Source organism: Streptomyces avidinii (assembly GCF_014650695.1).
In the GTDB taxonomy this organism is placed as follows: Bacteria; Actinomycetota; Actinomycetes; order Streptomycetales; family Streptomycetaceae; genus Streptomyces; species Streptomyces avidinii.
This window is the reverse complement of sequence record NZ_BMVL01000002.1, coordinates 177,732-190,754: the sequence shown is the minus strand read 5'-3', so window position 1 is coordinate 190,754 and position 13,023 is coordinate 177,732. Positions and strand designations below refer to the sequence as shown.

At 73.7% G+C, this 13,023-nt stretch carries 13 protein-coding genes; 7 read left to right on the top strand and 6 right to left on the bottom strand.

The window, feature by feature from the left end:
• The first annotated feature begins 195 nt into the window (after positions 1–195).
• The 4 genes from IE257_RS04965 (at position 196) to IE257_RS04950 (ending at position 4,190) form a co-directional block, all read left to right on the top strand.
• Entirely contained in the window at positions 196–2,295 is a 2,100-nt protein-coding gene (locus IE257_RS04965; RefSeq protein ID WP_372452936.1) for a SpoIIE family protein phosphatase, read from the top strand.
• 51 nt (positions 2,296–2,346) lie between these two features.
• Complete coding sequence (locus IE257_RS04960) at positions 2,347–2,871, top strand: GNAT family N-acetyltransferase (protein WP_189965095.1); 525 nt, start codon at positions 2,347–2,349, stop codon at positions 2,869–2,871.
• A 103-nt stretch (positions 2,872–2,974) separates the two neighbouring features.
• Positions 2,975–3,766, top strand: coding sequence for a class I SAM-dependent methyltransferase (locus IE257_RS04955; RefSeq protein WP_189965093.1), 792 nt, complete (start codon positions 2,975–2,977; stop codon positions 3,764–3,766).
• A 22-nt stretch (positions 3,767–3,788) separates the two neighbouring features.
• Positions 3,789–4,190, top strand: a complete 402-nt coding sequence (locus IE257_RS04950; protein ID WP_189965091.1) for a nuclear transport factor 2 family protein — start codon at positions 3,789–3,791, stop codon at positions 4,188–4,190.
• Positions 4,191–4,449: 259 nt separating this feature from the next.
• On the opposite strand, the gene IE257_RS04945 is transcribed toward IE257_RS04950, so the two are convergent.
• Positions 4,450–7,701, bottom strand: coding sequence for an amidohydrolase family protein (locus tag IE257_RS04945; RefSeq protein WP_189965089.1), 3,252 nt, complete (start codon positions 7,699–7,701; stop codon positions 4,450–4,452).
• A gap of 149 nt (positions 7,702–7,850) precedes the next feature.
• On the opposite strand from IE257_RS04945, the gene IE257_RS04940 reads away from it, so the two are divergent.
• On the top strand, positions 7,851–8,750 hold the full coding sequence (locus IE257_RS04940; protein WP_209468327.1) for an aminoglycoside phosphotransferase family protein: 900 nt from the start codon (positions 7,851–7,853) through the stop codon (positions 8,748–8,750).
• 70 nt (positions 8,751–8,820) lie between these two features.
• Here the strand turns inward: IE257_RS04940 and IE257_RS04935 are convergent, their stop codons facing one another.
• The 3 genes from IE257_RS04935 to IE257_RS04925 form a co-directional block, all read right to left on the bottom strand.
• Positions 8,821–9,351 carry a hypothetical protein gene (locus IE257_RS04935; RefSeq protein ID WP_189965087.1) on the bottom strand — a complete coding sequence of 177 codons (531 nt, stop codon included), beginning with the start codon at positions 9,349–9,351 and terminating at the stop codon, positions 8,821–8,823.
• A gap of 130 nt (positions 9,352–9,481) precedes the next feature.
• Complete coding sequence (locus IE257_RS04930; protein WP_229920128.1) at positions 9,482–9,931, bottom strand: helix-turn-helix transcriptional regulator; 450 nt, start codon at positions 9,929–9,931, stop codon at positions 9,482–9,484.
• Between the two features lie 37 nt (positions 9,932–9,968).
• Complete coding sequence (locus IE257_RS04925; RefSeq protein ID WP_189965083.1) at positions 9,969–10,484, bottom strand: hypothetical protein; 516 nt, start codon at positions 10,482–10,484, stop codon at positions 9,969–9,971.
• 2 nt (positions 10,485–10,486) lie between these two features.
• Between IE257_RS04925 and IE257_RS04920 the strand changes: the two genes are divergently transcribed.
• Positions 10,487–10,897: a helix-turn-helix domain-containing protein gene (locus tag IE257_RS04920; protein WP_189965081.1), complete on the top strand. Its 411-nt coding sequence runs from the start codon at positions 10,487–10,489 to the stop codon at positions 10,895–10,897.
• Positions 10,898–10,976: 79 nt separating this feature from the next.
• Positions 10,977–11,987, top strand: a complete 1,011-nt coding sequence (locus tag IE257_RS04915) for a LuxR C-terminal-related transcriptional regulator (RefSeq protein WP_229920127.1) — start codon at positions 10,977–10,979, stop codon at positions 11,985–11,987.
• Positions 11,988–12,063: 76 nt separating this feature from the next.
• Here the strand turns inward: IE257_RS04915 and IE257_RS04910 are convergent, their stop codons facing one another.
• Together IE257_RS04910 and IE257_RS04905 are read right to left on the bottom strand one after the other, a co-directional pair.
• Positions 12,064–12,498, bottom strand: coding sequence for a hypothetical protein (locus IE257_RS04910; RefSeq protein WP_189965079.1), 435 nt, complete (start codon positions 12,496–12,498; stop codon positions 12,064–12,066).
• On the bottom strand, positions 12,498–12,929 hold the full coding sequence (locus IE257_RS04905; protein ID WP_189965077.1) for a DUF2690 domain-containing protein: 432 nt from the start codon (positions 12,927–12,929) through the stop codon (positions 12,498–12,500). The genes IE257_RS04910 and IE257_RS04905 overlap by 1 nt, the downstream gene beginning before the upstream one ends.
• Between the last annotated feature and the right edge of the window lie 94 nt (positions 12,930–13,023).

Below are 13,023 nucleotides of genomic sequence, written 5' to 3'. Positions count from 1 at the left end.
CCAACGGCTGCCCGACCCCGACGAACGTCGGGTTGCGGTGTTCTCCGCGTTGTGCCCGGTGGACCCGGAGCGACCGCTCCGGGCGCTGACCCGCAGGTTCGGGGGCACGATGAGAGTAGCCGCGCGCCTTGCACCCCCCCGGGGCGGGCGATGGCGGGCGGCGTCGGGCCGACGATGCCGGAAGGAGCGTCGCCGATGAGTGCGATCGACGAATCGGGGACCGGTGGGATCAGGCCCGGTATGACCGGGGTCTCCCCGCCGAGCGGGTTGCTCGACGTACTGAACGTCGCGGCGGTCGTCCTCGACGCCGAAGGCCGGGTCGCGCTGTGGAGCCCGCAGGCCGAGCAGCTGTTCGGGTGGACGGCGGCGGAGGCCCTCGGCCGCCCGGCCGCCGGGCTGCTGGCCGCCAAGGAGCACGTGGGCCTGGTCACGGAGCTGTTCGCGCGGGTCATGGGCGGCGCCGGGGACTGGGCGGGAGCCTTCCCGGTACGGCGCAGGGACGGCACCACACGCCTGGTCGAGTTCCGCAACATGCGGCTGCTCGACGAGCACGGGGACATGTACGCACTGGGCATCGCGACCGACCGCACGAGGCTGCGCCAGCTGGAGCGGGACCTCGCCCTCTCCGCGCGGCTGGTGGCCCAGTCACCCATCGGGCTCGCGGTCCTGGACACCGAACTCCGGTACGTGCTCGTCAACCCGACGCTGGAGCGGATCAACGGGTTGCCCGCCGAGGAGCACATAGGCCGCGGCGTCCGGGAGGCCCTGGCCTTCCTCGACGACACGGAGGCCGCCGAGTCGGCCATGCGCCAGGTCCTGGCCACCGGAAGGCCGCTGCTCGAACAGTTCACGGCCGGCCGGGCCCACGGCGGGGAGCGCACCGAACACGCCTGGTCGGTGTCGTACTACCGGCTGGAGGACGCCACCGGCAGGGTTCTGGGCCTGGCCACCTCCGTGGTCGACGTCACGCAGAGTCACCAGGCGGCCCTCGAGATCGCCCGCAGCCGCCGGCGACTCGCCCTCATCGCGGACGCCACCGTGCGCATCGGCACCACCCTCGACCTCGACCAGACCGCCCGCGAGCTCGCCGACGTCGTCGTGCCGGAGCTCGCGGACATCGCCGCCGTCGACATCCTCGACTCCGTACTCGAAGGCCGGCCGACCCTGAGGTCCTCCGCCCACGAGCCCGCGGTGTTCCGCGCACTGGCCCTCGCCGCCGCCTACCCCAGCGACGCCGTCCGCGCCGCCGACCCGCCCGGCGACATCGCCCGCTACGCCGCCGACCGGCTCGTCACCCAGTCCGTCACGACCGGCCACCCGGTCCTGGTCGCCCACGTACAGGCCCGGGACATCTCGCGCATCGCCCGCGACAGCACCGCCGCCAACCTGCTGACCCGCGCGGGACTGCGCTCCTACCTGGCCGTGCCGCTCATCGCCCGCGGCGAGGTGCTCGGCGCCCTCGACCTGAAACGCACGCGCAACCCGCTGCCGTTCAACGACGACGACATCGTGCTCGCCGGCGAACTCGCCGCCCGCGCCGCCGTCTGCATCGACAACGCCCGCTGGTACCGCAACGCGCACCACACCGCCCTCGCCCTCCAGCACCATCTCCTCCCGCACCACCCGCCGCCCACCCCCGGCCTGGAGGTCGCCTACCGGTACCGGCCCGCCGCGGCCAGCAGCGAGATCGGCGGCGACTGGTTCGACGCCATTGCCGGACCGGACGACACCACCGTCCTCGTCGTCGGCGACGTGATGGGCAGCGGCATCAACGCCGCCGCCAGCATGGGACAACTGCGCACCGCGACCCGCACCCTCGCCGAGCTCGCCCTCGACCCGCCCCAGGTGCTCCAGCAACTGGACCGCACCACCGCTGCGCTGGAGGAGACCATCGCCACGTGCGTCTACGCCGTCTACGACCCGCACGCCGCCGAGTGCCGGGTCGCCCTCGCCGGACACCTGCCCCCCGTCCTCATCCGCTCGGGCCACAGCCCCCGCCTGCTCGACCTGCCCACCGGCGCCCCGCTCGGTGTGGGCGGCATCCCCTTCGAGTCCACCGCCATCGCCATGGACCCCGGTGACCAACTGGTCCTCTACACGGACGGCCTGGTCGAGACCCGTGACCAGCCCATCGACGAACGCCTCGACCTCCTGCTGGCCCTGCTCGCCGACACCGGGCGCCCGCTGGAGGAGACCTGCGACCGTCTCCTGGACTCCCTGCGCCGCACGGACGACCACGACGACGTCGCCCTGGTCATCGCCCGCGCGAGAACGCTGCCGACAGACGCGTCGTAGGAGGCCACGTCCGGGGCCGGACCCGCCCGCGCGGCTGCTACCGTCCGAGGTATGCCCGAGCTCATAGCCCCCGCCTCCCGCCTGCACGCCTCCTGGCTCGCCGCGCAGCAGGAATGGGGACCCGACGCCCCCATGGACGGCGCCGGACTCGGCTCCGACGACGACGTGGACACCCCCGAGGGCTTCGCGGCCTGGGTGGAGCGACTGGGCCGGTACGCGGACCGCACGGCGCCCGTCGACCACGGCCGGGTCCACGCCACGTACTGGTGGATCGCCGAGGGCGACACCTACCTGGGTGCGATCGACCTGCGGCACTACCTGAACGGGTTCCTCCTCGACGCGGGCGGCCACATCGGCTACGGCATCAGGCCCTCGGCCCGTCGCCGGGGCCTGGCCACCTGGGCCCTGGCCGCCGTACTGCACGAGGCCCGCGTGCTGGGGATGGACCGGGTCCTGGTGACCTGCGACCCGGACAACGAGGCGTCGATCCGGACGATCGAGGGCAACGGCGGGGTGCTGGAGGACGTCCGCGAAACCCTGATCGGACCCAAGCGCCGCTACTGGATCGACCTCTAGCGCAGCTGCGGACCGCGACCGACGGACCGCGACCGCGGGCCGGCCACGGCGATCCCCGTGTCGCTCCACCCCCGCACGGCCTGTACGGGTCGATAGTGGGCCCGTGAGCGACAGACCGGAGGGACCCGGGCAGGACGGCGCCGAGGACGGTACCGCCTGGTCCGGACGTGCGGGGGCGCAGGCGTTCGCGGCGGTGGACGCCGAGACGGACTGGCTGCTCGGCTACCCGTTCGTCTTCCGCGCCCTGTCCCGCCGGATCGGCACCGGCCAGGTCCTGGTGGACTACGGATGCGGTCCGGGCAAGGTGGCCGACCAGGCGGCCCGGCGCCTCGGGGCACGGGTGCTCGGGGTGGACACCTCCCCGGAGATGCTGGCCCTGGCCCGCGGCTCGGCGACCGCGGTGGACGGGTTCCATCTGGTCGAGGACGGACGGGTGACCGACCTGCCGGACGGCTGCGCGGACGCCGTGATGTGCAATCACGTGCTGGCGTCGCTGCCGACCCGAGAGGCGCTGCTCGGCGTGTTCTCGGAGATCCGCCGCCTGGTGCGGCCGGGCGCCCTGTTCGTGCTGCTGACCACCGACCCCGCCTGCAGCGGCACCGAGTACGCCTCGCTGCGGATCGGCGACCCGGGCGAGGTGTACGGGCCGGGCGACGAGCTGACCGTGCGGCTGCGGCGCACGGACGGATCCTGGCAGGAGATGCCCAACCACGCGTGGCCCGTCGGCCTCCTCCCGGCCCTGCTGGAGCGCGCGGGCTTCCGGGCCGCCTCCCAGCACCGGCCCACCGTGGCCGAGGCCCTGACCGTGGCCGACCCGGACTTCGCGGCCGGCCGGCCGTGGTCGGCGGAACGGGCGAGACCACCCCTGGTGATCACTACGGCGTCGGCCGCCTGAAGGGCGGTGCTACTGTCGCGCCATGTCGTCCAAGGCCGAAATAGACGTGGTGACCGCCGAGTTCTTCGGCGCCTTCGACAACCGGGGCGGCAGGACCGCCGACCTGGACCGGATCCGCCGGCTGGTGCTGCCGGGCGGCGTGATCACCATGACCGGCCCGCAGTTCACCGTCTACACCGTGGACACGTTCATCGAGCCCCGCCGGCGCCTGCTGGCCGAGGGCCGGCTGGTCGAGTTCTCCGAGTGGGAGACCTCCGAACGCACCGAGATCGTGGGCGACATCGCCTCGAGGTTCGGCGAGTACCGCAAGTCGGGGGTCCTCGACGGCGAGCCGTTCGAGGGCGGCGGGACCAAGACCATCCAGTTCGTCCGCACCCCGGAGGGCTGGCGGATCACTGCCTTCGCCTGGTACGACCGGCCCTGATCACGAGCGTTCGCTCCGGCCAGGTCCGCCCCGCGCGCCCTGCCCGTCGACGCCGTCCGGACCGAGGACCCGCCGGCCGGGCCCCGTACCTCCCTGCAGTCCTACGTTGATCGAACTCTCCGCCATCGGGTTGCGCCGCCGGCGGACCGCCGGTGCCGCAGCCTGACACGCCGCCCCGGCCGGGGCCTGCCGCAGCCGTCCCGTCGTGCACCGTCGTACGGCGACTGCGGGTGCGGCCGCTGACAGGGCCGGACGTCTCCTAGCCGTGCGGGGTGCAGCAGCCGTCGCGCAGCATCTGGTCCAGCACCGCGCGCCAGTCGGCCGGGTCCGGGGCCGGGGTCGAGGGCCCGGCGGACCGGGTGAAGGCGCGTTCCAGGGCGGGACGTTCACGGACGGTACCCCCACGCACGGTCGCCCGTACGCGGACCAGGTCGTCGAAGTCCGTGAAGGGGTCGCCGCCGACCAGGGTGAGGTCGGCGATCCGGCCGGGCTCGACCGTGCCGAGCCGGTCCGCGACGCCGAACACCCGGGCCGGGGTCCGGGTCACCGTCGTCAGTGCCTCCGCGGGCGTCAGGCCGTACCGGTGCAGGGCCCGGAGGGCGAGGTGGAGGTGCAGGCCCACCGGGGTGAGCGGCGCGTCGGTGCCCAGCGCCACCCGCCCGCCGCCTTCGATGACGCGCCGGTAGACGCCCACCTCCCGCTCCAGCGCGGCGCTCTGCTCCGCACTCGGGGGCGCGGCGGCCGCGGCACGGACGGCCGCCACGTCCCACGGCGGCATCAGGTCGGTCACCCGGGCATCGTCGGCGAGGGCCGGATCGGCCCCGATCAGCGGGAGGGCCGTGAAGGGAGTGGCGATGAGGTCAAAACCGCCGTGCGTGTAGACCTCCAGGGTGTCCTGGTAGGTGTGCCCCCGCGGGGTCGCCCCGTACCCGTACTCGGCGCGCTCGGTCGCCACCAGGTGCGTGGTCAGGTCCTGGCCGGACCGGATACCCGGGGCGCACAGATGGGAGCCGGCCAGGACGCCGAGCCGCTCGTGGGCGAAGCGGGCCGCCTCGGCCATGTACGGATACGGAGCCCGTACGTACGTCTTGACGAAGTCCCAGTCCAGCGCGGCGGCCCGGGCCAGCGAGCGCGCGAACCCCGCCTCCGTGCGATGGGCGCGGCCCATGCTGTAGGCGACCCGCGAACCGTCCAGGAGCTCCCCGCCCGCCAGCATCCGGGGCGCGGCGAGCCGCCCGGCGCGGATGTCCTCGCGCAGCCGGGCCTGTTCATAGGCGGAACCGCCGAGGGACACCACGGTCGTGACCCCGTACGCCAGGTGCAGCGCGCCCTGGCGCGCCCCGTAGGTGTAGGGGTACGGATGCACGTGCGCGTCCCACAGCCCGGGCAGGACCGTGCCGGTGGAGGCGTCCACGGTGCGGGCGGCGCGGCGGCCCGTCCGGTGCGGCTCGACGGCGGTGATCCGCCCGCCGCTGATCAGGACGTCGACATCGGCGCGGGGTGTGGATCCGGTGGCGTCCCACAGCAGTCCGGCGTGTACGACGGTGTCGACGGGCGCGGGGCGCCGGTAGGTCAGGGAGACGGGCACGGTCCGGGGCGGACCGGCCGGTGCGCCGGCGCCGTCCAGCGCGAGGAGGCGCAGCCGGGCACAGGACTGGTAGAGCAGGGTGCGGGAATCGGCGGACCACGAGGGGTGGTCGGCCGGTTCCCCGGTCAGCCGGTGGGCCGGGCCGGCCGGGTTGCCGTCGGCGTCGACGGGAAGCAGCCACAGGGCCGACTCGCTGACGCAGGCCAGGAAGCGGCCGTCCGGGGACCAGACCGGCCCGGAGGCATAGCGGTCGGCGAGCGAGGCGTGCGGGGCGAGCGCGTGGAGCCGGGCGGCGCCGGTGGTGGTGTCGACGATCCGGATCACGTTGTAGCCCTCGCGGAAGCGCCGGCTGAGCCGGTTGCGGTCGCACAGGGCGAGGTGGCGGCCGTCGGGCGACCAGCTGGGCGGGCCGGGCAGACCGCCGCCGCCGCGGGCCGCGACGAGCGCGGTCTCGGTACCGGTCGCGAGGTCGCGCACGAGGAGCCGGCCGGCGAGGTCGAGCGCCGCGAGTCGCCTGCCGTCCGGTGACAGCACCCCGTAGACACGGCCGCCCGGGGCGAGGACGCTCTCGCGGCCGTTGTCGAGTTCCCGGCGTCGCACGGTGTTCAGTCCGTCGCGGTCGTCGGTGTAGAGGAGGGCGCGGCCGTCCGGGGTCCATACGGGCCCCTGGACGTACGCCGTTTCGGGGGCCCGGACGATCCGGCGGGGCGCACCGCCGGTGACGGGGGCGACCCACAACGCGTTCAGCGCGGCGAAGGCGACGTTGCGGCCGTCGGGGGAGAGGGCCGGCAGGTGGATGCCCCGGACCGGAAGGCTTCGTTCGGCCTCCAGCACGTACTCCTTGACCCGGTAGCGCGGGCGGGGCACTTCGAGGGTGGCGTTCAGGGGGATCTCGCGCATCTCGCCGATATCGCGGCCGCCGCCGTCCCGGCCGTCGCCGCTGCCGTCGGCGCCTTCCCGGTGCGGGCGGACCGTCCGGAACCGACCGTCGAGGGTGATCAGCAGCCGATCGTCGCCGATCCAGCGCGGGGGAGCCGGCGCGAGATCTCCGTCGAGGGGGACCGGTCGGCCGTCGACGTACAGGGAGAGGTGCTCGGCCTTGCGGGGGCCGGGGGCGGCGGACAGCCAGGCGGTCCGTCCGGACGGGGAGAGGGCCGGGCTCAGCAGCCTGCCGCCGGTGACGGTGTGCTCGATCCGCACCGGCCCGTCGGCGTCCGGCCCGGCGGCGACGGAGGCGATGGTCCGGGCGGTCAGGGTGTCCCCGGTGGGCGTGCCGCGTACGAACAGCACGCGCGAGCCGTCCGGCGACCAGACCGGGTCGAAGTCCTCCCATTCCCCGTCCTGACCCGGCCCGTCCTGCCCGGGCAGGCCCGTCAGCCGGCGCGGGCTGCCGCCCGTGACGGTGACGGTCCAGATCCGGTACGGACTTCCGGTGACCGGATCACCACCGCGTTCGGAACTGAAGGCGATGCTGCGGCCGTCGGGCGACCAGGCGGGCGCGCGGTGGTCGAAGGGGCTGTCGGTGAGCGGGCGCAGGCCCGAGCCGTCCGCGTTCATCACCCAGATGTGGAAGGCGCCCCCGCGGTAGGCGCTCATCGCCACCCGGAGGCCGTCGGGGGAGAGCACCGGGCGGCCGGGTTCGAGGTCGGGCGGGGTGAGCGGCTTCGCGGGCGCGCCGTCCGGGGGCAGCGCCCACAGCACGCCCTGCACCTCGGCGACGACCCGGTCCCCGACGGCGGTGGCCGCCCCGTTGGTGGCCCGGGTGAAGCGCAGCCGTACCAGGTCCGCGGCGGCACCCGGCGCCCCCGCGACGGTGGCCGACGTCGCCGCAGTCGCCCCGGCCGTCGCGGACGTGCGGCCGAGCAGCGCCGTCAGGGCTCCCACCGAAGCCGCCTGCAGAACAGTCCTTCGTGCGACCCGCATCCCGATCACTTGCCCCGTCCGTTGCCGACTGCCCCCGTATGTCCCGTCAGTGAGCCGAACGATCAAGACCCCGGTCGGGCAACGGCACCGCACGGGGCGGAGGGAAAAGGGTTTGACCCGGCGGGCCTTCGGCGGTCGGATGGCGGTCGATGAGCACCGCACAGATGCACCCCGGCGCGCACCCCGTCGACGAGCACTTGGTACGCCGTCTGATCGCCGGGCAGTTCCCCCAGTGGGCCGCGTCGGCCGTGGAGCGGATCCCGTCCGGCGGCACGGTCAACGTCATGTACCGGCTGGGCGACACCATGGTCGTACGGCTGCCGATGCTCGCGGGCGGGGCCGCGGACGTGTCCATGGAGCAGGAGTGGCTGCCCCGACTCGCGCCCCGGCTGCCCACGGCCGTCCCCGAGGTGCTCGGGGCCGGGGAACCCGCGCACGGGTATCCGTGGGCGTGGTCGGTGTACCGGTGGCTGCCGGGGGAGAACCCGCGGGCCGGTGGGCTGACCGAGCCCGAGGCGCTGGCCGCAGACCTGGCCGGGTTCGTGGCGGCGATGCGGAGCGTCACCCTGCCGGGGGCGCCGCGGGCCCACCGGGGCGGGCCGCCGGCCTCGCTGGACGCAGCGACCCGGGCGGCGATCGGGCAACTGCGGGGGATCCCGCAGGAGGGCGTCGACTGCGATGCGGTGACCGCCGTGTGGGAGGACGCGCTGCGCGCGCCCGCGCCGGACGGGCCGCCGGTGTGGTTGCACGCCGATCTGATGCCGGGCAACCTGCTGATCAGCGGGGGCAGACTGAGCTCGGTCATCGACTTCGGGTGCATGGGGGTGGGTGATCCGGCCTGCGATCTGTTCCCGGCGTGGAACCCGCTGCCGGCCGGCGCGAGGACCGTCTTCCGCGAGGCGCTCGGTGTGGACGACGCGACCTGGCGCCGCGGCCGGGGGCGGACGCTCTCGCAGGCGGTGATCGCCCTGCCCTACTACCGCACGACGAACCCGGCGATGGCGGACAACGCCCGGCACGTGATCAGGGCGGTGCTGGAAGAGGACTGACCGGGCCGCTCGGAGCGGCTCGGCGGGGGCGTGATGATGGCGGCGCCCCCGCCGGCCGGCCGGGGACCGCTCAGGAACTGGCCGCGGACGTGCAGGCCGAGCTGCCCCCGCAGAAGGTGACGTCCCAGTGGTTGCTTTCCCGGGCGTAGACGTTTCCGGCGGCGGACCGGTAACGGGCTGCGCCGTCACCGCGGTTGGCGATCCGGGTGAAGCTGCTGGTGACGTAGTTGCTGACGCAGCTGGTCGGGCTGAAGTCGATCTTGTAGCCGTTCCAGTGGCTGTAGGTGCCCGAGGCGTGCCCCACTTCGGTCCCGCCCGTGATCGTGAGGGTGCAGTTGCTCGCCTTGCGCAGGGTGATGACATCGCTGATGCTCGCGGCGTTGACCTGTTCCAGTGAGGTGCAGGTGCTGTTGTTGCGGTTGCTGCAACCGCCGCTGGAGGACAGGCCGATGCCGCCCGTCGCGTTCAGCTTGCTCACGGCGGAGGAGTGGCTGAGCTTCGCCGGGGCGGCGTGGGCGGTGCCGGGCACGAGCAGGGCGACGAGGGCCGCGGTGGTGCCGACGAGGCTGGTGGCGAGGGTGCTGCGGACTCGGCTGCGCATGAGGATCTTCCCCTTGTCCGGATCGGTGTGCTGGCAACACACAGTCCAGCAGCCGGAGTCGGTCCTGCCCAGGCCGAACAGGACATCTGTCCGGTGCAGGACAGGCGCCGGTTCCGGACCGCGGACGGGTTCAGCGGCCGGCGGGCAGCCAGCCGATCCTGATGGCGGCGAGAGCCAGGGTGAACCGGTTGCTCGCTCCGGTTCGCCGGGTCAGGGACTCCACCTGGCGGCGCACGGAGCGCTCGCTGAGGTTCAGCCGGCGGGCGATCGCCCCGTCCTTCGCCCCGCCGGCCATCAGCACCAGTACCTGCCGCTGGACCGGGGACAGCGGAGGCGGACTGCCGCACGGGGTGTCGGATCCGGCCGCCGTCGACCGTGCGCACAGCAGGTCGATCTGTTCCAGCAGGGCGTTCTGCTCGGCCAGCAGCCGGTGGTGCGCCTCGATCAGCCGCTCCCGATCCGCCAACAGCTCGTGGTAGAGGCGCAGCACCGGCGGGGTGCGCCCGCCCGCACCGGCACCGACCGGCGAAGCAGTACCGGCACCGGCACCTGCACCTGCACCGGCACCGGTCGTGGTCATCGTGGTCATGGTGGTCCTCCCGTACCTGCCGCCGGGCTCAGCCCTCGGCGTCGATGCCCGTCCGGTCCCAGGCGATCACACCGTCGCAGTTGGCCTCGGTGAACTGCCGGGCCAGGGAGGGGTCACCGGCCCGGGCCCTGGAGGCGGCCTCACGGGCGTACCGCCGGCCGTCCGGGTTCTGGGGTCCGTAGCCGGGCAGCACCTCTTCCAGAACCGTGAGCGCCTCCTCGGCCCGGGCATGGTCCGCACGGCCTCGTGCATCGTCCCAGGAGCGGTACCAGGCACATGAGTTGGCGATTTCGAGAATGATCCTTTCGCTCCCGGCGAGCGCCGCCTCGCCGCCGCCCGGCGCGCTGTCCGCGGAGAGCCGGTCGAGGTCGGGCCGGTAGTCGGCGGGCCAGCGGTAGCTGAGGGAACTCCGCCGCAGCACGGCGTCGTACCCCTGCCGGTCCAGCAGTTCCGTCGCGGCGGCGGACCGTGGCCCGTCGGCGCACCCCGAGAGCAGCGCGGACAGGCCCACGACGAACACGCCGAGGGCGGCGAATGACTTCACGGGTGACTTCACGCGCGACTTCATGCTGGAGTGCCCTTCTCGTCGAATTCCGGCGGGGTGCCGACGGCCGGCCGGAGGCCCTCACCGCCATCTCCCGGCAGGTCGGCTGGAGCGACCGGCACCTGCGGGCCTGTTTCGGGCAGCAGGTGGGGCTGGCGCCGAAGGCCGTCGCCCGGGTGGCCAGACTCCAGCGTGCGCTGCGCCTCCAGGCCCTCGGCCTGGACGGGGCGGCCGTGGCCGCCTCCGGCGGATTCCACGACCAGGCCCACTGCATCCGTGAGTTCAAGGCGATGACGGGGCTCACACCCTCGCAGTTCGCGGCCCGCCGGGGCGGACTGCGCCCCGGCTCACCTCTGGACCGGGTGGCGGGCCGGGTCACGAGCCTGCTGCTGCCGGACACGGCCACGGACTGAACTCCGGTTCTCCGATTCCTACAAGACCTCCGGCCCTGCCTCCCCCCATGCTGCTGCGCCTGGAAGAGAAGTCGTCGACGTGGGGGAGGAGAACGCCGGGATGCTGTCCGCACTGGGACTCGACACACCGACCGAGGCCGTCTACCGGTTGCTGGCCACGCGGCCCGAGGGCTGGGGCGTGGGGCAGATGGCCGAGCAGCTGGGGCTCGAGGAACAGCAGGTGCGGGACGCGCTGGACAGACTCGCCGAACTCGCGCTGCTCCGCAGGTCGGCGGATCGGCCCGGAGGCTGGCGGGCGATCCACCCCGAACTCGGGTTGCAGCTGCTGCTGCGCCGCCGGCAGGAGGAGCTCGAACGGCGCCGGCGCGAACTGGACGACACGCACGTGGCGGTCACCCGCATGATCGCAGACTGCGCCGGGCCCGCCGTCGGTGGCGCCGAACCCGACAGCGAGCGCCTGATCGGCATGGATGCCATCCGGAGCCGGCTGGAGCAGGTCGCCAACAAGGCGACCGACTCGGTCTGTACGTTCATGCCGGGCGGCGGGCACTCCCCGGCATCGATCGAGGCGGCCCGGCACAACGACGCGCAGATCCTGCTGCGCGGTGTGGAGGTCCGAACGGTCTGCCTGGACAGTGTCCGCAACAGCGCCCCCACCCTCGCGTACGCCCGCTGGCTGACCGAGAACGGCGGCGAGGTGCGTACGGTCCCCACCCTGCCGCTGCGGATGATCCTCATCGACGGCACCAGCGCCCTGGTCCCGCTCGATCCCTCGGACACCCGGCGCGGCGCCGTACTCCTCCACACGGCCGGGGCGATGACCGCGCTGTCGAGGCTCTTCGAGCAGGTATGGGCGGTGGGCCTGCCGCTCGGCGCACAGCAGCCCCGGCACGAGGGCACCGGCCTGACCGCGCAGGAGCGCGAATTGCTCACCCTGCTGGCCAAGGGGCTCACCGACGAGACGGCCGCGGGGCGACTCGGGGTGTCCCTGAGCACCGTCCGCCGCAGCATGGCATCGATCATGGAAAGGCTCGGTGCCCGCAGCCGCTTCGAGGCCGGTCTGCGGGCCGCGCAGGCGGCCTGGTTGTAGCGGGCGGGAACGGGGTCGCCGCCCCGGCCCGTTGACGCTCGTCGCCGGGACGGGGCATCCCCGTACGGCCCCGGACTCAGGAGAAGACGTTCCAGTCGAGGGTTCCGCTCCAGGAGGTCTTGTTCGGGCTGACGACGTCCGCCGCTGCTCCGAGGCAGTAGACCGTACCGGCCTTGAAGCCGGAGCCCAGGCGCTGGCGCGTCCCCGAACCGACCTCCCGGTCCGCGCCCCGGGTGCTGCGGTCGCTGCACTTGTACCAGAAGGCCTTCATGGCGATGCCGCCGCTGTCGGCCCTCAGGCAGATGTGCGAGCCGTCGGCGGTGACGGTGCGGGCGGTGCCGTAGTACGTGGAGCTGCCGCCGACCTGGCCCCCGACGTTCGCCGTGGTGGCCAGGGCCGGGCCGGTCGCCAGGGCGAGCGTGCCGACGAGCGCGGCGCCGGTGACGAGGAGCCTGCGCCGGGCGCCGCCGAGCGGGTCGGTCCGGGTGGTCTTCGCTGCTCGGCGGCCCATCAGTAGTCCTCGGTGCAGGCGGTGTTGGTGCCACCGAACTCGGAGGGCCAGATGCCGCAGGCCCAGGCCTTCACGTCCTTGTCGTTGATCATGACGCTGTAGAACTTGCCGGTGCCGCTGGTCGTGTACTTCTTGCCCTGGTTGTTCTTGATCTCTATGCGCGATCCGGACGGTGCGTTGATCTTGAATCGTCCCCACGCGGCTCGGCAGGACGGGCTGTAGCGCAGCTCCATGGCGCCCATCGGGTCGCCGGACTCGGCGACCGTACGGGCGTCGTTCTGGCAGCTGGTGCCGGCCGGGTTCTTGCCGTTGCACGCCGATCCGACGCAACTCGGAGCAGCCGCGGCGGCCGACGCGGTGGGCGCGGCCAGCAGCCCGGTGGCCAGCAGGGCGCCGGCGCTCAACGAGGCGGCGAGGATTCGAGCTTTCATGACATGCCTTTCGGAAGGAGGAAGGGGCACGCCGGAAGCATCGGTCCCGCGGTGGCCGCGGAGGAAGGCGCAAGGGATGGGAGCAACCGCTCCT